Below are 19,680 nucleotides of genomic sequence, written 5' to 3'. Positions count from 1 at the left end.
TTCCGTGACCCTGAGAAAACAGAAATGCCCGGCGGAAAATATCAGGCGATCTGCGCGAGGCGCGTCTCGGCGAGGCGCACCCAGTAGGAGACGCCATAGGGAATGATCTCGTCGTTGAAATCATAGCCGGTATTGTGCAGTCCCGGCGTGTCGCCATTGCCGATGAAGATGAAATTGCCCGGCCGCGCATTGAGCATATAGGAGAAATCCTCGCCGCCCATGGTGGGCGTCGTTGCCGGATTGACCTGGCTAGCACCCACGATGTCGTTGGCGACACCGACGGCTGCCTCGGTTTGGCCGGGATGGTTGACGGTCACAGGATAGCCGGCATGATGAGAGACGGTCGCCTCGGCGCCATGCGCTGCGGCAATGCCCTCCGCAATCCTGGTCATCTGTGCCCGGGCTGAGTCGCGCGATTCGGGCCTGAGCGTGCGGATCGTGCCGGCAAGCGTGGCGACGTCGGGGATGACATTGCTGGCCGTTCCGCCCTGCATCTTGGTGACAGACACGACCGTCGAATCGAAGGGGTCGGAGACGCGCGAGACGATCGACTGCAGCGAGGTGATGATGTGGGCGGCGATCAGCACCGGGTCGATGCCGCGATTGGGCATGGCGGCATGGCTGGAGCGGCCGCGGACGCTGATCGAAAATTCATCTGTCGCGGCCATGATCGGGCCGCTGCGGGTGGCGAATGCGCCGATGGCGATGCCCGGCATGTTGTGCATGCCGTAGACTTCGGAAATCCCGAACCGGTCCATCAGTCCGTCGCGCACCATTTCCCGGCCGCCGCCGCCGCCCTCTTCGGCCGGCTGGAAGATGACGACGATCGTGCCGGCGAAACTACGCGTTTCCGCCAGATATTTGGCGGCGCCGAGCAACATGGCGGTATGGCCGTCATGGCCGCAGGCATGCATCTTGCCGGCGGTCTTCGAGGCCCAGGCCTTGCCGGAGGTCTCGGTCAGCGGCAGCGCATCCATGTCGGCGCGCAGCCCGATGGCTGGGCCAGGGCCATTGGCGCCACGGATGACGCCGACCACGCCGGTGCGGCCGAGGCCGGTGACCACGTCGTCAACGCCGAATTCCCGGAGCTTTTTCTCGACGAAAGCCGCCGTCTTCACGGTATCGAACAGGATTTCCGGCATCTGGTGAAGTTCGCGGCGCCAGGCGGTGATCTCGTCATGCATTTCGCTGGCGCGGTTCAGGATCGGCATCGTCTGGCACCTTCATTCATGCGGTCTGACAGACGGAAAACAATGGCGTGGATAAAAAGCGTCTGCCATTTCCTTGCCATATAGGCTAAATAGGGGCCGGTAAAGATTTTCTTCCATGACTGGTTTGAGGCGGTTGACCCGATGAGAATGATTTTGCGGCATGCGGGCAGAACGGCGGCGACGGTGGTGCTGGGCGTGGCGCTCACCCTCGGAATCGCGGCCCAGACGATTGCCGGCCCCCATATCCTGGTCGACGTGACGACGGGCAAGGTCATTGAACATGATCAGGCGTTCCAGCGCTGGTATCCGGCGTCGCTGACCAAGCTGATGGTCACCTATACCACGTTCGACCTGCTCCGATCCGGCAAGATCACGCTTGCGACCCGGATCGTGATGAGCAAGGAGTCGGCTGGACAACCGGCGTCGAAACTCTATCTCAAGCCCGGCGATTCCATGACGCTCGACGATGCGCTGAAGGCGATGCTGACCAAGTCGGCCAATGATATCGCCTATGCTATTGCCGAGAATCTCGGTGGCGACATGCCGACTTTCGTCAATATGATGAACACCGAAGCGGTACGCCTCGGCATGTTCTCGACGCATTTCATCAATCCCAACGGCCTGCCGGGCGACGGGCAATATACCAGCGCGCGCGATCTCGCAGTGCTGGTCATGGCACTGCGCCGCGAATTTCCGCAATATGCCGGCTATTTCTCGCTCGAAGGCATCAAGATCGGCAAACGCCAATACGGCAATTACAACAAGCTGATCGGCCGTTTCGCCGGTGCTGACGGTATGAAAACCGGCTTCATCTGCGCCTCCGGCTACAATCAGATCTCGACGGCGACCCGCAACGGCCACACCATGCTGTCGGTGGTGCTCGGCGCCGATACGCTGATCGGCCGCTCGGATATGTCCGCGGCTTTGCTCGAAAAGGGCATGGCAACGGACGAGACCTCGAAAATGCCGCAGCTCGCCAAACTGCCGCCCTATGGCGCGACACGTGACGTCGTCGCCGATGTCAGCCAGCAGATCTGCAAGAAGAAGGGCAAGAAGGTCCGCTCCGAAGCCAATGACGATGCGGACGGTTCGAAGACCGTTTCACCTTTCTCGCTGCCGATCGATCATCCGCTCAACGTGGCGCTGATCACCATCACGCCTGCGGGCAAGACTGTCGTCGATGAGGATGACGCGGGCCAGGGCGACACAGGTGGCCAGACCCAGTATATCCCGATCCCTGAGCCGCGCCCGGTCAACTGATGGCACGCCCGGCTGAACGCATTCCGGTCTCGATCCTGACCGGCTTTCTCGGCGCCGGCAAGTCGACGCTGCTCAACCGGCTGCTCAAGGATCCGGCCATGGCCGACACGGCCGTGATCATCAACGAATTCGGCGAGGTCGGCATCGATCATCTGCTGGTCGAGTCATCCGGCGATTCGCTGGTGGAACTCTCCAACGGCTGCCTCTGCTGCACCGTACGGGGCGAGTTGACCGACACGCTCGCTGATTTCAGCGAGCGGCTGGCCGACGGCCGCATCAAGGCGCTGAAGCGGGTGGTGATCGAAACGACCGGTCTTGCCGATCCGGCGCCGGTCATCCAATCGATCATCGGCCACCCCCAGATTTCGCTGGATTTTTCCGTCGATGGCGTGATCACGCTTGTCGATGCGGTCAATGGATTGTCGACGCTCGACAATCATGAGGAGGCACGCCGCCAGGCCGCCGTCGCTGACCGGCTGATCATGAGCAAGAAGCGGCTGGCGAGTGCGGAGCAGATTGCCGCGCTGGCATCGCGGCTCCGGCGTCTCAATCCATTGGCCGAGGTGATCGACGGCGATTCCGAGCGCGCAAGTGCGTTCGTCACGCTGTCGGCCGGGCTCTATGATCCGGCGACCAAGATCGCCGACGTGCAGCGCTGGCTGCATGATCAAGCCGAGCATGATCATCATCACGACCATGATCATGAGGGGCATGACCATCATCACCATCATGATGATATCGACTCCTTCAGCATCGTGCATGACCGGCCGATCGACCCGGCGGCGCTTGCCATGTTCGTCGATCTCCTGCGTTCGGCGCATGGCGAGAAACTGCTCAGGATGAAGGCGGTGGTGGCGCTGGCCGATGATCCGGACCGGCCGCTCGTGCTGCACGGCGTGCAATCGGTGTTCCACGCGCCGGAACGGCTGCCGCGCTGGCCGGATCCGACAGATCGCCGCACGCGGATGGTGCTGATCACCAAGGACCTGCCGCGCGATTTCGTCCAGAGCCTTTTCGMTGCATTTACCGGCACGCCACGCATCGACCGGCCGGACCGGCAGGCGCTTGAGGACAATCCGCTGGCGATCCCCGGAATGCGGCTATAAGGGCTTGGACTCTACTGCAGAGGTCTGCGCGGAATGGGCTCGGACCCGCTATAGAGCCGCCAAACCCAGTCGCTGCCTGCCCGCTTGAAGATCGCCACGAGGCGGTAGGCCACCGGGATGGTACGGTCAGGGTAGACGAAATCGAGACGCCCCTGCGCAAAAACCCAGGCTGTATCGTTATCGATGGTGATCGATTTATTGTCCCAGAACCAGCGCAACCGGAAGGACGCCGAGAAAAGGGCGGTTACCAGGCCCTCAAGATCCTGACGGCTGGATGCGGTCTCGCCGTCTTCCGACCCAATCAGTTGAAAGCCGTCACTCCAGAGTTCATTGACGATGGCGCTGTCCCTGTTGAACATCAGGTCGCTCGCCCTGTCGAGTTTCGCAGCAATCGCCGTCTTGTCGTCCATGCCCGCCTCCCTTGTCTCCCAACTATAGAAGACTAGCAGAGGAGCGCTGAAACGCAATCCTAGGCTGATTTATGCTGTCAGGCGAACTTCTCCATCCGCCTGGACATCGACGTCGAACGACGTTTTCTCCGCCGGTCGACCGAAGAGATAGCCCTGGCCTTCGGTGCAACCCCAGCCGGAGAGCAGTTCGACGTCGCTCAGCTTTTCAATGCCTTCCGCGGTGCAGCGCAGGCCGAAATTGCGCGACAGCGCCAGAATGGCGTCGACCAGGACGCGGCTGTCGCGGCTGTCGGCCAGCGATTGCACGAAAGAATGATCGATCTTGAGCTTGTCGAAGCGGCAGACGCGCAGATGGTTGAGCGTCGAATGGCCGGTGCCGAAATCGTCGAGCGCCACCGAAATGCCGGCGGCGCGCAACTGGCGGATCGTATCGCGCGCGGTCTCGAGATCGGAAACCAGCGCGTTCTCCGTGACTTCGACCTCCAGGCGGCTGGCAGGGAAATCCGCGGCGGCAAGAATATCGAGCAGTTTGCGGGACAGCGCCTTGTCGCGCAGCTGCACCGGCGACAGGTTGACCGACAGCATGACATGGCTCGGCCAATGGCGCGCGACGCTGGCGGCGCGCATGAGGATGGATTCGCCGAGCTGGCTGATCATGCCGCATTCCTCGGCGACGGGAATGAATTCCGCCGGGCTGATCGGGCCGCGTTCGGGATGGTTCCAGCGCGCCAGGGCTTCGTAGCCCAGGACGTCGCGGCTGGTAAGGTCGACGATCGGCTGGAAATAGGGGACGATGCTGCCGTCCTTGAGCGCCTGGCGCAGTTCCGTCTCAAGCCAATTGCGCTCCTTGATCACTTTTTCGAGCGTATCCTCGAAGAAGGCGATCTGCTGGCGGCCGGCGCGCTTGGCCTTGTAGAGCGCGATGTCGGCACGGCGCAGCGCCTCAGCGACGGAGTCGAAGTCGCCGATCATGGCGACGCCGACGGATGCGCCGAGAACGAGGTTGGTGCTGCCGTATTTGAACGGTTCGCTGACGCCAGCCAGACAGAAGCGCGCATAATGCAGCGCCTCGCCTTCGTCCTTCAGCGGCGGGGTGATCATGGCGAATTCGTCGCCGCCGAAGCGTGCAACGATGCCGCCGGGGAAATGGCTTTCGATGCGGCGGGCATAGTCCACCAGCACACTGTCGCCGGCGGGATGACCGTAGACGTCGTTGACGGCTTTGAAATGATCGAGATCGACGAGAAACACGGCGCGGTGTTCCGTGGCGGGCCGCTCGAAGATCACGCGCTGGCCGAATTCCTCGAAACTGCGGCGGTTGGCAAGCCCGGTCAACTGGTCACGCATGGCAAGCTGTCGGGACTGGTGCTCGGCCTCGCGCTGCCTGGCAAAGGCGGTGCGCAACCTGCCATATTGCAGGAAAGCGAAGACCGTAAGGCCGAGGCTGGCAACCAGGCCCAGCGACATCAGCGAATTGAAATCGAAAACGCCGGAGCGATCGATATTGATCAAAGCAGGAGCGGACTCAACCTGACGTTCGAGGGACCGCATCTTCAAGGTCAAGCTGGAATTCGGTTCCTGCAGGACATGACGCAGACGGCCGTAGAGATCGAAGTGGTCAGCCGCTACGAAGAGACAAACGGTTAGACCGAGAACCAGGAGGTTCTGCAGCCAATACCGGCGTGCCGTCTTATGCTGTTCCAAAGTCGCGTCATCGTTACGCATGACTGATCCCGAGAGTGCTGTCCCGGAATGCTGCTTAACAATTGGCTCCTGTCAAAAAGCTTAATTTTGAATCCAATTGTAATAAAAGGCTGTACTTCCCATGCACATGCTTAACCGAAACTAAAACCGGGTGCAGAAAAGCAAGGACAGCGAAGTCAAACGCTGCCCCTGCTCTGATCAGGATTTCAACCGAAGACGATCAGCAGGTCCTTGGCGTCGATCTGGTCGCCGGCGCGGACCAGGACTTCGGCGATCGTGCCGTCCTTTTCGGCATGCAAGGCCGTCTCCATCTTCATCGCCTCAATCGACAGAAGCACGTCGCCCGCCTTGATCGTCTGGCCGGGGGCGACCGCCACGGTCGAGACGACGCCCGGCATCGGTGCGCCGATCTGGGCGGCATTGCCGGGCTCAACCTTGCGGCGGATCGCGCCATTGGAGGCGCCGTGCGCCCGGTCTGGTACCTTGATGCGGCGCGGCTGGCCGTTGAGTTCGAAGAACACGGTGACCATGCCCTTCTGGTCGAGCTCGCCCTGCGCCTGGTTGAGGATGACCAGCGTCTTGCCGCGTTCGATATCGGCAAACAGTTCTTCGCCCTGCGGCAGGCCGTAGAAATAGGCATGCGTCGGCAGAACCGAAACCGGGCCGTATTGCTCGGCGGCAATGGCGAAATCGGTGAACACCTTCGGATACATGAGGTAGGAGGCGAATTCGAAATCGCTGACCTTGCGTTCAAGCTTGGTCTCGATATCCAGCCGCTCCTTGTCGAGATCGGCATCCGGCAGAAGCGAGCCGGGGCGGACGGTGTAGGGCTTGTCGCCCTTCAGCGCCTTCTTCTGCAACGCTTCGGGCCAGCCCGAGGGCGGCTGGCCGAGATCGCCCTTCAGCATCGATACCACCGATTCCGGGAAGGAGATTTCCTTGCCCGGATTGACGACGTCGTCGACGGTCAGGTCCTGGCTCACCATCATCAGCGCCATGTCACCAACCACCTTGGAGGACGGCGTCACCTTGACGATGTCGCCGAACATCTGGTTGGCATCGGCATAGGCCTGGGCGACCTTATGCCAGCGGGTTTCGAGGCCGAGCGAGCGGGCCTGTTCCTTGAGATTGGTGAATTGGCCGCCCGGCATTTCATGCAGGTAGACTTCCGATGCCGGACCCTTGAGGTCGCTTTCGAAGGCGGCGTACTGGGTGCGGACATTCTCCCAATAGAAGGAGATGCGGCGGATCCACTCCGTATCCAGACCCGGATCGCGTTCAGTGCCCTTGAGTGCCTCGACGATCGAGCCGAGGCAGGGCTGCGAGGTGTTGCCGGAAAGCGCGTCCATGGCCGCGTCGACGGCATCGACGCCGGCTTCGACGGCCGCAAGCACGGTGGCTGCGGCAATGCCCGACGTGTCATGGGTGTGGAAATGGATCGGCAGCGAGGTTGCCTGCTTCAATTCGCGGAACAGCACGCGTGCCGCCTGCGGCTTGAGCAGGCCGGCCATGTCCTTGACGGCGATAATGTGGGCGCCGGCTTTCTCGAGCTGCTTGGCCAGGTCCACATAATATTTCAGATCGTATTTCGGCCGGGCGGAATTGAGGATGTCGCCCGTATAGCAGATCGCCGCCTCGCAGAGCTTGTTCTCCTCGGCGACGGCATCCATCGACACGCGCATGTTTTCGACCCAGTTCAGGCAGTCGAAGACGCGGAACAGGTCGATGCCGCCCTTGGCCGCCTGGCGAACGAAGTACTTCACCACATTGTCGGGATAGTTCTTGTAGCCGACGCCGTTGGCGCCGCGCAGCAGCATCTGCAGCAGGAAGCTCGGCGCGTTTTCACGGATCAGCGCCAGCCGTTCCCAGGGGTCCTCGGTGAGGAACCGCATGGAGACGTCGAAAGTCGCACCGCCCCAGCACTCCAGCGACAGAAGGTTTGGCAGCGCCCTGGCATAGGTATTGGCGATGGCGGCAATATCGAAGGTACGGACGCGGGTGGCGAGCAGCGACTGATGGCCGTCGCGCATCGTCGTATCTGTCACCAGCACGCGCTTCTGTGCCACCATCCAGTCGGCGAATTTCTTCGGACCGAGGTCGTCGAGCAATTGCTTGGTGCCTGGCTTGACCGCCAGATCGCAGAACGGCACTTCCGGCAGAGCGGCATCCTTCGGCGGCCGGGCGCGGCCCCTGGCTTCCGGATGGCCGTTGATCGTCACGTCGGCGAGATAGGTGAGCAGCTTGGTGGCGCGGTCGGCGCGCTTGACCTGCTGGAAGAGTTCCGGCGTGGTGTCGATGAAGCGCGTCGTATAGGTGTTGGACTGGAAGGCGGGATGGGTAATGATCGCTTCCAGGAAGGTGAGATTGGTGGCGACGCCGCGGATGCGGAATTCGCGCAGCGCGCGGTGCATGCGGTGGATCGCTTCGATTGGATTCGGCGCCCAGGCGGTGACCTTTTCGAGCAGCGGATCGTAGAAGCGGGTGATCACCGCGCCGGAATAGGCCGTGCCGCCATCGAGGCGGATGCCGAAGCCGGTGGCGCCACGATAGGCGGTGATGCGGCCGTAATCGGGGATGAAGTTCTGCTCAGGGTCCTCGGTGGTGATGCGACATTGCAGCGCATGGCCGTTGAGCCGGATATCGGCCTGCTTCGGTACGCCCGATTCCGGCGTGCCGATGGCGAAACCGTCGAGAATATGGATCTGGGCTTTGACGATGTCGATGCCGGTCACCATTTCGGTGACGGTGTGCTCGACCTGGATGCGCGGATTGACCTCGATGAAGTAGAATTTGCCGCTCTGCATATCCATCAGATATTCGACGGTGCCGGCGCCGATATAGTTGGTAGCCTCGGCGATCTTCAGCGAGTAGGAGGCGAGCTCGGCGCGCTGTTCCTCAGTTAGATAGGGCGCCGGCGCACGCTCAACGACTTTCTGATTGCGCCGCTGAACCGAACAGTCGCGTTCGAAGAGATGCACGACATTGCCATGCGTGTCGCCGAGGACCTGGCTTTCCACATGGCGGGCGCGTTCGACCAGCTTTTCGAGATAGACTTCGTCCTTGCCGAAGGCAGCCTTGGCTTCGCGCTTGGCTTCCATCACTTCGCGAGCGAGATCCTTGGGATCGCGGATGGCGCGCATGCCGCGGCCGCCGCCGCCCCAGGAGGCCTTGAGCATGACCGGATAACCGATCTCTTCGGCCATTTTGGCGACGACGTCCATGTCATCCGGCAGCGGCTCGGTGGCGGGCACGACCGGGACGCCGATCGAGATCGCCAGATTGCGGGCCGCGACCTTGTTGCCGAGCTGGACCATGGTCGCCGGCTTGGGGCCGATGAAGGTGATGCCGTTGTCGGCGCAAGCCTGAGCGAATTCGGGGCTCTCTGAGAGAAGCCCGTAGCCGGGATGAATGGCGTCGGCGCCCGAAAGCTTGGCGACGCGGATGACCTCGTCGATGGCCAGATAGCTTTCGATCGGGCCGAGATCACGCGCCAGATGCGGGCCGCGCCCGACCTGGTAGGATTCGTCGGCCTTGAAGCGATGGAGCGCGAGTTTATCTTCCTCGGCCCAGATCGCGACCGTTTTCAGGCCCAGTTCGTTGGCGGCGCGAAAAATGCGAATGGCGATTTCTGAACGGTTGGCTACGAGGATCTTCTTGATCGGCAAGGCCGGGCTCCTGACGCTGGGGCTGGTCTGAAAACGTACGCATAATGGCCCTTCATCGCGCGCCAATCCGGGTCAAAACCCGCCTGCCGGTTGCCTGATTCCGGCAGAAATTGTGCAGAACGGCAGGACTTTTCGCATGCGCGAGCAAATCCTAGCGCGTTGCAGCAAGAAGCGCAATTTCGAATTTTGTCAGAATTGTGAATCCGCCTTCCGTCAGGAGATCAGGCCCTGACGGAGAGCCAGCGCCACCGCATGATTACGGTTGCGCGCCTTGAGCTTGGTTTGCAGGCTGGTCACGTACCAGTCGACCGTATTGGACGAAACATCGAGGATCGAGGCGATTTCCGGCGAGGTGCGGCCTTCGGCGAGATTGTTGAGCGCCTGGATCTCACGATGGGTCATGGTGATTTCCATGCCTGCGGCAACGCTGTCGGCATGCTTTTCGCCCATGAATTCCAGATAGCGGAGATAGGAACTGCGGAAGGCGGTTTCGAGCAGCGCGATTTCGACGGGGGCCAATTCGACTTCGGTCGGGCCGCCCACGGTCGTGGCGCCGATCAGGCCGTTGCGGCTGAAGACGGGGAAGATATAGCCCGATGTCAGCCCATGCGCCTTGCCATCGGCCATCATCGCCTTCATCCGGCGATAATGCGGGTTGTTGCGGTAGGCTTCGACGGCCTGCGCCCAGGAGAAACTGCGATTGGCGCGCAGGAGAAAACGGATCGTCGGGTCCATGACGATATATTTCTTCTCCACGTAACGCGCGACCCATTCCGGCGGCCAGTTGGCGGCGACGATCAGTTCGGCTGCGTTCTCGATCGGCTTGGGCTGATGAAAGACACAATAATATTTGAACCCGAACTCGTTGAGCAGGCGCTCGAGTTCGCTCGTCAGCACCTCTGTGGAAGGTGCTTCGCCAACGGCGACGAGAAAATGCATAATATCTTTGAAACGCAAATGTTGTCCCCACGACGCGAATATGGCGCCATACTGGCCCCTCGCAAATGGCGCGTCAATAACAACTTTTCATCTGACAAAATGAACTCCGGATTGCAGATTTAAAGCAACATCAGAGCATGCTCAGGACTTATTACAATTTTAACGGAATTCCAAGTTGTCGCTACGACTTGGACCTGGCTTTCCGTAAATATCGTGTTTTGCTGCGAGAAATTTAATTCACGATTCAAGATGTAAGCTTTGGATGTATATATTTATTCTGCGCTGCGATAGGAATTGCTGCAGAGATCGGGCCGCTCGCTTGCGGCGAAGCGGCCCGTTTTGAATGTCAGCCCATGCGCTCGGAGGCGTAGGAGCCGGGGCTCGCCGGGAAGACGATCGTCTTGTTGCCGTTCATGAAGACGCGATTGTGGATGTGCGCGTGGACGGCACGGGCGAGCACCTGGCTCTCGACATCACGGCCGATCGAGACATAGTCGCCGGCGGACTGGGCATGGGTGATGCGGGCGACGTCCTGTTCGATGATCGGGCCTTCGTCGAGGTCGGCGGTAACATAGTGCGCCGTGGCACCGATCAGCTTCACGCCGCGCTCATAGGCCTGCTTGTAGGGATTGGCGCCCTTGAACGACGGCAGGAAGGAGTGGTGGATGTTGATGATCTTGCCCGACATTTTCTTGCAGACTTCGTCCGACAGGACCTGCATGTAGCGGGCCAGCACGATCAGTTCGGCGCCGGAGCTGACGACGACGTCCATCAGGCGCGCCTCGGCCTCAGGCTTGTTGGCCTTGGTCACATTGATGTGGTGGAATGGAATGTCGGCATTGACCACCTGCTTCTGGTAGTCGAAATGGTTGGAAACGACGCCGACGATGTCGATCGGCAGCGCGCCGATCTTCCAACGGTAGAGCAGATCGTTGAGGCAGTGGCCGAAGCGCGACACCATCAGCAGCACTTTCATCCGATGGTCGCCATCATGGAATTGGCAATCCATGTCGAAGCGCTTCTTGACCGGTTCGAAAGCCTTGGTGATCTCTTCAAGGCTGGCCCCTTCCTGGCTGGTGAAGGTGACGCGCATGAAGAACAGGCCGGTTTCAAGGTCGTCGAACTGCGAGCTGTCGATAATGTAACAACCCTTCTCCGCCAGGACCCCGGAGATGGCGGCGACGATGCCGCGCGTGGATGTGCAGGAGACGGTCAGGACATAGCTTTTCATAGGGCGCCTGTTTCTGTTGCGTTGCAATGGGATCTCCGCCCGGCATTAGACCGCGCCGCGACATCTGACAAGTGGATGTCAACGAGGCTCATGAGGGGCGATCAATGTCTTGGAGAGCCCGGATCGAGCGACATCATAGGAAAATCCGCGTGTCGTTATTTTCTGATTGCGACATGACTTTGTGCGCAGCGGCTTTTATCTTGGCCCGGAGCAACGGCGGACAGGTCAACTCATTTGTTCGATCCGAAAGCGGACTGCTTCGACCGGGTCGGGTGGGTCCATCGGATAATGCAGCGATTCATAGGTTTCGATAAGGGTCGCAAGAGCATCGAGCCGGTCGCCGTCTGGCGTACTGATCGGTGCTCCCCATAGAAGGCCGAGCTCTGCAAGTGATGCCTGATACCCCGCCTCTGTGTGGATCGGCTTCAGATCGGTCGTCATGACATCACTCTCTCATCTCAACCCGGTTTGTCCCCATAGGCCTGGATTGCGGCGGCCAGCGTGCTGAAGTTTTCCCTCAGCCGCCGGTCGATGGCAATGGCCACCTCCGGGTATTCTTCCAGCATGCGTCGGAAAAGCAGGCGGCTGATGCGGATGACCTCGCTCTCGTCGACGGCGGTTGCGGTGAAATGCCGCTCCGCGTCGGCAATCATGGCGATCTCGGTGAGGATCGAACCAGGACCAGCCTCGCCCATCGTCCGCTCGCCGCCTGAGGGCGAATGCATGGTCAGTCGCAACCGCCCCATCGTCACGACGAAGGCGGAATCGGCTGCGGCGCCCTGGCGGAAGAGCACATGGCCCTTCTCCAGCCGGCGGCGTTCGGCCCCGAAAGCAAGCAGACGCAAATGCTCTTCCGAAAGGCCCTCGAAGATCGAAAGCTGCATGAAGAGCGTAATATCGTCCTTTAGGGCCATCTAGTCGCTTTCAGGGTATGATCTTGTAGCCGCCATTTTCGGTCACAAGGATTTCGGCGCTGGATGGGTCCTTCTCGATCTTCTGGCGAAGGCGGTAGACATGGGTTTCGAGCGTATGCGTGGTGACACCGGAATTGTAGCCCCAGACTTCTTCCAGGAGTTCGTCGCGGGTCACCGCCTTCTGGCCGGCGCGGAAGAGATAGCGGATGATGGCCGCTTCCTTCTCGGTCAACCGGATCTTCTTGCCTTCGGCATCGGTCAGGAGTTTTTGCGCCGGCTTGAACAGATAGGGGCCGACATTGAAGGTAGCGTCCTCGCTCTGCTCATATTGACGGAGCTGCGCGCGGATGCGGGCCAGCAGCACGGCAAAGCGGAACGGCTTGGTGACATAGTCATTGGCGCCGGCTTCGAGGCCAAGGATGGTGTCGGCATCGGTGTCATGGCCGGTCAGCATGATCACCGGGCTCTTGAAGCCGCCCTTGCGCAAAAGTTTTACCGCTTCGCGGCCGTCCATATCCGGCAGGCCGACATCCATGATCAGGAGGTCGATCTGGCCGCCGCGCGCCGCCTGTATGCCCTTCGTCGCGTTCGCCTCCTCGATCACCGAAAATTCTTCGTAAAGTCCGAGCTGTTCGACAAGGGTTTCGCGCAGGTCCTGATCGTCGTCGACCAGGAGGATTGTCCGGGCTGTCATGATGTTATTCTTCCCGTTCACATGGTGTGATGGTGATTGGTATGCCAGAATCGCCAATAAGAGCAAGGGCGTGGGCAGGTTCGGCCCCGGCTCATCAGGAAAAACGATCACATGCAAGGCAAAAGGCTGTGAAAACATGGCACTCACCGAAATTCTCGTTCGCGCAGCACCTGGAAATCCCCGCCAGGCGATCGTTCAGGCCGGCCCGTTGACATTCCGGGCGGCGCTCGGCCGTAGCGGCCGAGCAAGCCTCAAACGGGAAGGCGATGGCGCCACACCGATCGCGGCGATGCGGCTGATGTCAGGCTATTATCGCCGCGACCGAGGCGTCGCTGCCTTGATGGCCGGGCTGGCGATGCGGCCGATCCGTGAGAACATGCTGTGGTGTGACGAGAGCGGCAACGCCAACTACAATCGCCCGGTCGAGGCACCTTTTGCCCGGAGCCATGAGAAGATGATGCGCAAGGATCATCTCTACGACATCTGCCTCGTCATGGACTGGAACATATCCAGCCGGCGGCAGGGTTGCGGTTCGGCCATCTTCTTTCATCTCGCCAAGGCCGGCTATCAGTCGACGGAGGGCTGCGTGGCGATCCGCAAGCGAGACATGTTGCGGCTTCTGCCGCTTGTGGGTCCGAAGACGATCGTGAGGGTCCTGTAGGGCGCACTATTTCGCGCCAAATAAACAGACAAAAATTCGGGAACCTTTTGAGCGGATCTGCATCCAATGGCCAGTTCCGGTGCAAAGCGCGCCAGGAGCCCCCTCTGGAGGATAGGAGATCCGTCATGTTGAAAAAATTTCTCACCGCGACCGCCATGGTGGCTTCGCTGGCGACCGCAGCAATCGCCGCCGATAAGCCGACCGACCCGCAGATCGCCCATATCGCCTATACGGCCGGCGAAATTGACATTGCCGCCGCCAGGCAGGCGCTCAAGAAGAGCAAGAATGCCGAAGTGCGGGATTTTGCCAAGACCATGGAGCGTGACCACAAGGCGGTGAACGAACAGGCGCTCGCGCTGCTGAAGAAGCTGAAGGTCAAGCCGGAAGACAACGATACCAGCAAGTCTCTGTCGGCCGCTGCCAAGGCTGAACTGTCAAAGCTCGCCAAGCTTCACGGCGCCGCCTTCGACAAGGCCTATGTCGACAATGAAGTCGCCTATCACAAGCAGGTCAACGGTGCGCTGGAAACGCTTCTGATCCCTTCGGCTCAGAATACCGATTTGAAATCGTTGCTGCAGACCGGTCTGACGCTGTTCAGGGAGCACCAGCAGCATGCCGAACATCTGGCATCCATGGTCAAGTAGGTTTGCCATGCGCGCCCTCTTCCGCATCCTTCCGGCGCTGGTACTTGCGGGGCTCGTGGTTGGCGACCCGGTCGGTGCGCTGGCCGCCAGTTACGACATCACGATCGCCAAGATGAAATTCGGCCCGGTGCCGGCATTGCATGTCGGCGACGTGATCGTCTGGCACAATGATGATATATTCCGTCATACCGCGACCGCGCGCGACAAGAGTTTCGATGTCGACCTGCCGCCGAAATCGCAACACAGCATGACGGTCAAGCAGGCTGGAAAGGTGGACTTTTACTGCCGTTTTCATCCGATGATGAAGGGTACGCTGGATGTTCAGCCCTAAGCCGCCGCGACGGCGCATAAATGTGTGGAGTGATCATGGTTGCTAGCCCCGTCTCTGCATCGAGGCTCATGCCGGACATGGCGGCATTGCCTGATATCGATCTCGTCGTTCACGCCAGAACGGGCGATGAACTGGCGGTGCGCACGATCATTCGCCGGCACAATCAGCGGCTCTTCCGCTCGGCGCGCGCCATTGTCCGCAATGATACGGAGGCGGAGGATGTGGTCCAGGCGACCTATGTGCATGCCTTCACCCATCTCGCTGCCTTCCGCGGTGAGGCGCAGCTCTCCACCTGGCTCACCCGGATCGCGCTCAACGAGGCGCTGGCGCGCGTGCGACGCCGCCGCCCGACGACAGGACTTGAGGAAATCGATATGCAGGCGAAGCCGGGACATGGCGAAGTGTTGCAATTTCCCTCGTCGCTGTCGGTCGCCGATCCGGAAACCGAGCTGTCGCGCAGCGAGACGCGGCGGATGCTCGAAAACGCCGTCGATGAACTGCCGGACGATTTTCGTTCGATCTTCGTGCTGCGCGACGTCGAGGGCATGAGCACGGAAGAGGCCGCCTCGCATTTGGGCATCAAGCCGGAAACCGCCAAGACGCGGTTGCACCGTGCCCGCAAAATGATGCGGCTCGCGATCCAGAAGCAGCTTTCAGGCACTTTCTCGTCGTTGTTTCCTTTCGACGGCGCGCGATGTGTCGCCATGGCGGATCGTGTCATCGCACAGTTGCACGATAGAGGTATTTTAGCCGAGTGATTTCGGCGTCACGAAGCGATCGAGCGAACCGGTCTGCGGCGTGACGTCCTGCCAGCTGTCGACCTCGAAAGATAGCACCGCAATCGCTGCGGTGGGGAATTTCTCCCGCATCCGTGTGCCGGCTTCGCCGCCCAGATCCTTCATCAGCTTTTTCGCCAGTTCCTCCAGGCCGGGATTGTGGCCGACGACGATCAGTGTCCGGACCTCGGGGGCGGTGCTTTTGATGGCGTCAAGAATCTTATCCGGCTCAGCTTCATAGATATTGCGGGTGCTCAGGACAGGGACTGTTGCCTGCAGCGCCTTCGATGTCCGGGTCCAGGTCTCCTGGGCGCGGCGGGCGGTCGATACCAGAGCGAGGTCCGGCACCAGCTTCTGCTTCTGGAGGTAGACACCCATGACGGGCGCCGCCTTCCTGCCGCGATCGGACAGTGGCCGCTCATGATCGGCCACGCCATCAGGCCATTCCGACTTGGCATGCCGGAAGAGGATGAGGCGCTTGCGCCGTTTGAGCCTGTCTGCAATCAAGGAATCCGAGCTCCCAGAAGAATATGTGCCGAATTGGCGGAATTTGTCGACCCGAAGGTAAAAACCGCTCCGGCCTGCCCTATATGCGAAACGGGCGTTGCCGGTCGGCACCCACTCGCCGATAGTTTTCGTCCGCTTCCTTTCTGGCGCAGCTTGTGCGCTTTCGTCAACACCTGGAGAGTTTCCCGTGGCAGATCAACCGCAAATCCGCTTTCACGACGGTCATTCCATCCCGCAGGTCGGACTTGGCGTCTGGCAGACACCCAATGATGTGGCGGTGGTCGCCGTCGAGGCGGCGCTTGCAGCCGGTTATCGGCATATCGATACCGCTGCCGCCTATCGCAACGAAGACGGTGTCGGTCGCGGCATCAAAAATTCCGGCGTCGACCGCCGCGACATCTACATCACCACCAAGCTCTGGAACGAGGACCAGGGTTTCGATTCGACGCTCAGGGCTTTCGACCGCAGCCTGAAGGAACTCGGCACCGACTATATCGATCTCTATCTCATCCATTGGCCATCGCCGCACCGCAACCTCTATCTCGAAAGCTGGAAGGCCTTTCTGCGCATCAAGGAAGAGGGCAGGGCGCGCTCGATCGGCGTATCGAACTTCAATGCCGAACATCTGGAGCGGATCATCGGCGAAACCGGCGTCGTGCCCGTCATCAACCAGGTGGAACTGCATCCGGATTTCCAGCAGAAGGCGCTGCGGGCCGCGCATGAAAAACACGATATCCGCACCGAATCCTGGAGCCCTCTCGGCCAGGGCCATCTGCTGACCCATCCGGCGATCGATGAGATCGCCAAGCGGACCGGCCGCACGCCGGCACAGGTGATCATCCGCTGGCATATGCAGAACGGCCTTGTGGTGATCCCGAAATCGGTGACGCCGAGCCGGATCGCGGAGAATTTCCAGGTGTTCGATTTTGCGCTCGACGACGCCGATCTGAAGGCCCTGGACGCGCTCGATGCCGATGCCAACCGCATTGGCCCGAATCCAGCGACGGCGACGTTCTAACTTCGTCTCTACGGGATCGCGGTCACGAAATGTGCCCGGATCTTGCCTTCGATCGCACCGGAGCCGAAGTGCTTTTCCAGCGCTTCGGCTGCTTTCTCGGTGATTTCCCGCAACCGCCCCGGTGCTCGAGCTTCGATCTCGCCGCTGAGCGGGCTGCCTATGCAGTAGCCTATGGCCGCATCCGAAGCCGACGCGGCGCGGCTGAGATGATCGACGGTTTCGAACTCGACAGAGGAGAAGCCGGCCGCCGTTACGTCCGCGCTGATCTTTTCGAAATCGCAATAGCCATGCGGGGTCCGCTCCATGAAACGCGGCGGATTGTCCGGGAAAAGCTCGGCCAGCTTTGCGCCGAGGACCGAGACAAATTCATTGGTTTCAATTCTGTCCCAAACGGCGAAGACATAGCGCCCGTCCGGTCGAAGCACACGGCGGGCCTGGCCGAAACCCTTGACCTTGTCGGGGAAGAACATAACACCGAACTGGCAGACCACCACGTCGAACAGGCTGTCGCCGAAGGGCAGAGCCAGCCCATCGGCCTGCTTCCAGCTGACGCGGTCATCCACGCCCTCGCGTGCGATCGCTGTGTCCAGCATGGGCTGGCTAAGATCGGTGGCGGTGATCCGGGCATTGGGTCCGAGGACGGCGGCCATGGCGCGGGTAACGACCCCAGTTCCTGCAGCGATCTCCAGCACGTCCTTCGGGTTCAGCTGCGCTACGCGTTGCGCCACATCCTCGGCATAGGGCACGAAGATCATCGGCACCATATATCGCTCATAATTCGCCGGCGTGTTGCCGGCGAAAGTATTGTCTGCCATGGGTCCCTCCCAGGATCGGCGCGGATTGCACCGATCCTATAGCACGGGGGACAGAAGCTTGGCTCTGCTTTTCGCTCAGCGCAGCGGCGGACCGGTGAATTCTGCAAGATCTTTAGGCAGTTTGCTGTTGCGCTTGGCGACGACAGGGAAGAACGCCTCGAAACCGTCTGGCGTTACGATGCCCAGCAAACGGAGGCCAGCGCGTTGCCCAATTGTCTTGACGTTGTGTTTCCCGAATGGGTAGGCGCGTCCAACAAAAATGGCCGCTCTCGCGAGCGGCCATCCCGGTTCCAACTTGTCAGCAGGCTTATTGCCAGCTGCGGATATCGACGAAATGACCCGCGATCGCCGCCGCCGCCGCCATGGCCGGCGAGACCAGATGGGTGCGGCCCTTGAAGCCCTGGCGTCCTTCGAAATTGCGGTTCGAGGTCGAGGCGCAGCGTTCGCCCGGCTTCAGGCGGTCGTCATTCATGGCAAGGCACATGGAGCAGCCCGGCTCGCGCCAGTCGAAGCCGGCGGCCTTGAAAATCTTATCGAGGCCTTCGGCTTCCGCTTGTTCCTTGACGAGGCCGGAGCCCGGCACGATCATGGCCGAGACGGTCGAGGCGACCTGCTTGCCTTCGACGACCTTGGCGACTTCGCGCAGATCCTCGATACGGCCATTGGTGCAGGAGCCGATGAAGACGCGGTCGATATTGATCTCGGTGATCGGCGTGCCCGGCTTCAGGCCCATATAATCGAGCGCGCGCCATTTCGACGTCCGCTTGTTGTCGTCCTTGATGTCGTCCGGGTTCGGCACGGCGCCCTGCACGGAGATGACGTCTTCCGGCGATGAGCCCCAGGAGACGATCGGCGGCAGGCTGGCAGCGTCGAGCACGACGACGCGGTCGTAATGGGCGCCTTCGTCGGACTTCAGCGTCTGCCAATATTCGAGGGCGCGGTCCCAGGCCTCGCCCTTCGGGGCGCGCGGCTTGTCCTTGATATAGTCGAAGGTGGTGTCGTCCGGGGCGATCAGGCCGGCGCGGGCGCCGCCCTCGATCGTCATGTTGCAGACCGTCATGCGGCCTTCCATGGAGAGCGAGCGGATCGCTTCACCGGCGAATTCGATGACATGGCCGGTGCCGCCGGCAGTGCCGATCTCGCCGATGATTGCCAGGATGATATCCTTGGCGGTGACATGCGGCGGCAATTTGCCGTCGACGCGCACCAGCATGTTCTTGGCTTTTTTCTGGATCAGGGTCTGGGTAGCGAGCACATGCTCAACTTCCGACGTGCCGATGCCATGCGCCAGTGCGCCAAAGGCGCCGTGCGTGGACGTGTGACTATCGCCGCAGACGATGGTCATGCCCGGCAAGGTAAACCCCTGTTCAGGGCCGACGATGTGGACGATGCCCTGGCGCTTGTCGTGCTCGGAATAATATTCGACGCCGAAATCGGCGGCATTCTTGGCCAACGCCTCGACCTGGATGCGGCTTTCCTCGTTCTTGATGCCCTGATAGCGGTCGGGCGAGGTCGGCACGTTGTGGTCGACGACGGCCAGCGTCTTTTCCGGCGCGCGGACCTTGCGGTGGGTGACGCGCAGGCCTTCGAAGGCCTGCGGGCTGGTCACTTCGTGGACGAGGTGACGGTCGATATAGAGGAGACAGGTGCCATCGGCCTGCTGGTCGACCAGATGGTCGTCCCAGATCTTGTCATAGAGAGTACGCGGTGCGCTCATGGTCTTCACCCGGATATTGCGAAGGGATTTCTAAAAAACGACAGGAAACGGCGGGCCGCCGCAAACGAACGGTCAGC

At 60.9% G+C, this 19,680-nt stretch carries 19 protein-coding genes; 7 read left to right on the top strand and 12 right to left on the bottom strand.

The window, feature by feature from the left end; translation table 11 throughout:
- Window positions 1-41: 41 nt before the first annotated feature.
- A complete protein-coding gene (locus AC1DYF_RS18660) occupies window positions 42-1,211 on the bottom strand; it encodes a M20 aminoacylase family protein (RefSeq protein WP_477878246.1) in 1,170 nt (389 codons plus the stop codon).
- Between the two features lie 147 nt (window positions 1,212-1,358).
- Here AC1DYF_RS18660 and AC1DYF_RS18655 point away from each other — a divergent pair, with 147 nt between their 5' ends.
- Both AC1DYF_RS18655 and AC1DYF_RS18650 read left to right on the top strand, forming a co-directional pair.
- Entirely contained in the window at window positions 1,359-2,471 is a 1,113-nt protein-coding gene (locus tag AC1DYF_RS18655; RefSeq protein ID WP_477878307.1) for a D-alanyl-D-alanine carboxypeptidase family protein, read from the top strand.
- Window positions 2,471-3,577: a CobW family GTP-binding protein gene (locus AC1DYF_RS18650; RefSeq protein ID WP_477878245.1), complete on the top strand. Its 1,107-nt coding sequence runs from the start codon at window positions 2,471-2,473 to the stop codon at window positions 3,575-3,577. The genes AC1DYF_RS18655 and AC1DYF_RS18650 overlap by 1 nt, the downstream gene beginning before the upstream one ends.
- Window positions 3,578-3,588: 11 nt before the next feature.
- Here the strand turns inward: AC1DYF_RS18650 and AC1DYF_RS18645 are convergent, their stop codons facing one another.
- From AC1DYF_RS18645 to AC1DYF_RS18610, 8 genes are all read right to left on the bottom strand, one after another.
- Entirely contained in the window at window positions 3,589-3,987 is a 399-nt protein-coding gene (locus AC1DYF_RS18645; RefSeq protein WP_477878244.1) for a nuclear transport factor 2 family protein, read from the bottom strand.
- A 69-nt stretch (window positions 3,988-4,056) separates the two neighbouring features.
- Window positions 4,057-5,712 carry a putative bifunctional diguanylate cyclase/phosphodiesterase gene (locus AC1DYF_RS18640; protein ID WP_477878243.1) on the bottom strand — a complete coding sequence of 552 codons (1,656 nt, stop codon included), beginning with the start codon at window positions 5,710-5,712 and terminating at the stop codon, window positions 4,057-4,059.
- A gap of 185 nt (window positions 5,713-5,897) precedes the next feature.
- Window positions 5,898-9,356 carry a pyruvate carboxylase gene (gene pyc / locus AC1DYF_RS18635; protein WP_477878242.1) on the bottom strand — a complete coding sequence of 1,153 codons (3,459 nt, stop codon included), beginning with the start codon at window positions 9,354-9,356 and terminating at the stop codon, window positions 5,898-5,900.
- A 213-nt stretch (window positions 9,357-9,569) separates the two neighbouring features.
- Window positions 9,570-10,313 (bottom strand): helix-turn-helix transcriptional regulator, encoded by a 744-nt coding sequence (locus tag AC1DYF_RS18630; protein ID WP_477878241.1) that lies wholly within the window; start codon window positions 10,311-10,313, stop codon window positions 9,570-9,572.
- Window positions 10,314-10,641: 328 nt separating this feature from the next.
- Window positions 10,642-11,526: a formyltetrahydrofolate deformylase gene (gene purU / locus AC1DYF_RS18625; RefSeq protein WP_477878240.1), complete on the bottom strand. Its 885-nt coding sequence runs from the start codon at window positions 11,524-11,526 to the stop codon at window positions 10,642-10,644.
- 225 nt (window positions 11,527-11,751) lie between these two features.
- On the bottom strand, window positions 11,752-11,967 hold the full coding sequence (locus AC1DYF_RS18620) for a helix-turn-helix domain-containing protein (RefSeq protein ID WP_477878239.1): 216 nt from the start codon (window positions 11,965-11,967) through the stop codon (window positions 11,752-11,754).
- Window positions 11,968-11,984: 17 nt separating this feature from the next.
- Window positions 11,985-12,440, bottom strand: a complete 456-nt coding sequence (locus tag AC1DYF_RS18615; protein WP_477878238.1) for a cyclic nucleotide-binding domain-containing protein — start codon at window positions 12,438-12,440, stop codon at window positions 11,985-11,987.
- A gap of 10 nt (window positions 12,441-12,450) precedes the next feature.
- Window positions 12,451-13,134, bottom strand: coding sequence for a response regulator transcription factor (locus AC1DYF_RS18610; protein ID WP_477878237.1), 684 nt, complete (start codon window positions 13,132-13,134; stop codon window positions 12,451-12,453).
- Between the two features lie 136 nt (window positions 13,135-13,270).
- On the opposite strand from AC1DYF_RS18610, the gene AC1DYF_RS18605 reads away from it, so the two are divergent.
- From AC1DYF_RS18605 to AC1DYF_RS18590, 4 genes are all read left to right on the top strand, one after another.
- Window positions 13,271-13,795, top strand: coding sequence for a L,D-transpeptidase family protein (locus AC1DYF_RS18605; protein WP_477878236.1), 525 nt, complete (start codon window positions 13,271-13,273; stop codon window positions 13,793-13,795).
- Between the two features lie 125 nt (window positions 13,796-13,920).
- The gene (locus AC1DYF_RS18600; protein WP_477878235.1) at window positions 13,921-14,439 is read left to right on the top strand and encodes a DUF4142 domain-containing protein; all 519 of its coding nucleotides are present in this window, start codon (window positions 13,921-13,923) and stop codon (window positions 14,437-14,439) included.
- Window positions 14,440-14,446: 7 nt separating this feature from the next.
- Entirely contained in the window at window positions 14,447-14,770 is a 324-nt protein-coding gene (locus AC1DYF_RS18595) for a cupredoxin domain-containing protein (RefSeq protein WP_477878234.1), read from the top strand.
- Window positions 14,771-14,805: 35 nt separating this feature from the next.
- The gene (locus AC1DYF_RS18590) at window positions 14,806-15,528 is read left to right on the top strand and encodes an RNA polymerase sigma factor (RefSeq protein WP_477878233.1); all 723 of its coding nucleotides are present in this window, start codon (window positions 14,806-14,808) and stop codon (window positions 15,526-15,528) included.
- Here AC1DYF_RS18590 and AC1DYF_RS18585 read toward each other — a convergent pair.
- On the bottom strand, window positions 15,517-16,053 hold the full coding sequence (locus AC1DYF_RS18585) for a SixA phosphatase family protein (RefSeq protein ID WP_477878232.1): 537 nt from the start codon (window positions 16,051-16,053) through the stop codon (window positions 15,517-15,519). The two genes, AC1DYF_RS18590 and AC1DYF_RS18585, sit on opposite strands and share 12 nt — an antisense overlap.
- Before the next feature lie 187 nt (window positions 16,054-16,240).
- Here AC1DYF_RS18585 and AC1DYF_RS18580 point away from each other — a divergent pair, with 187 nt between their 5' ends.
- Window positions 16,241-17,071 (top strand): aldo/keto reductase, encoded by an 831-nt coding sequence (locus AC1DYF_RS18580; protein WP_477878231.1) that lies wholly within the window; start codon window positions 16,241-16,243, stop codon window positions 17,069-17,071.
- 8 nt (window positions 17,072-17,079) lie between these two features.
- Here the strand turns inward: AC1DYF_RS18580 and AC1DYF_RS18575 are convergent, their stop codons facing one another.
- Window positions 17,080-17,886 (bottom strand): class I SAM-dependent methyltransferase, encoded by an 807-nt coding sequence (locus AC1DYF_RS18575; protein ID WP_477878230.1) that lies wholly within the window; start codon window positions 17,884-17,886, stop codon window positions 17,080-17,082.
- A 307-nt stretch (window positions 17,887-18,193) separates the two neighbouring features.
- A complete protein-coding gene (gene leuC / locus AC1DYF_RS18570) occupies window positions 18,194-19,603 on the bottom strand; it encodes a 3-isopropylmalate dehydratase large subunit (RefSeq protein WP_477878229.1) in 1,410 nt (469 codons plus the stop codon).
- Between the last annotated feature and the right edge of the window lie 77 nt (window positions 19,604-19,680).

It is taken from the genome of Rhizobium sp. P2_G9 (assembly GCF_056403475.1).
Note: the sequence above shows the minus strand (reverse complement) of the source record. Positions and strands in the feature narration are given on the sequence as shown.

Coding starts and splice junctions, on each gene's coding strand:
- AC1DYF_RS18660 (WP_477878246.1), bottom strand. CDS start 1,211: ATGCCGATCCTGAACCGCGCCAGCGAAATGCATGACGAGATCACCGCC.
- AC1DYF_RS18655 (WP_477878307.1), top strand. CDS start 1,359: ATGATTTTGCGGCATGCGGGCAGAACGGCGGCGACGGTGGTGCTGGGC.
- AC1DYF_RS18645 (WP_477878244.1), bottom strand. CDS start 3,987: ATGGACGACAAGACGGCGATTGCTGCGAAACTCGACAGGGCGAGCGAC.
- AC1DYF_RS18640 (WP_477878243.1), bottom strand. CDS start 5,712: ATGCGTAACGATGACGCGACTTTGGAACAGCATAAGACGGCACGCCGG.
- purU (WP_477878240.1), bottom strand. CDS start 11,526: ATGAAAAGCTATGTCCTGACCGTCTCCTGCACATCCACGCGCGGCATC.
- AC1DYF_RS18620 (WP_477878239.1), bottom strand. CDS start 11,967: ATGACGACCGATCTGAAGCCGATCCACACAGAGGCGGGGTATCAGGCA.
- AC1DYF_RS18615 (WP_477878238.1), bottom strand. CDS start 12,440: ATGGCCCTAAAGGACGATATTACGCTCTTCATGCAGCTTTCGATCTTC.
- AC1DYF_RS18610 (WP_477878237.1), bottom strand. CDS start 13,134: ATGACAGCCCGGACAATCCTCCTGGTCGACGACGATCAGGACCTGCGC.
- AC1DYF_RS18605 (WP_477878236.1), top strand. CDS start 13,271: ATGGCACTCACCGAAATTCTCGTTCGCGCAGCACCTGGAAATCCCCGC.
- AC1DYF_RS18600 (WP_477878235.1), top strand. CDS start 13,921: ATGTTGAAAAAATTTCTCACCGCGACCGCCATGGTGGCTTCGCTGGCG.
- AC1DYF_RS18595 (WP_477878234.1), top strand. CDS start 14,447: ATGCGCGCCCTCTTCCGCATCCTTCCGGCGCTGGTACTTGCGGGGCTC.
- AC1DYF_RS18590 (WP_477878233.1), top strand. CDS start 14,806: ATGGTTGCTAGCCCCGTCTCTGCATCGAGGCTCATGCCGGACATGGCG.
- AC1DYF_RS18575 (WP_477878230.1), bottom strand. CDS start 17,886: ATGGCAGACAATACTTTCGCCGGCAACACGCCGGCGAATTATGAGCGA.
- leuC (WP_477878229.1), bottom strand. CDS start 19,603: ATGAGCGCACCGCGTACTCTCTATGACAAGATCTGGGACGACCATCTG.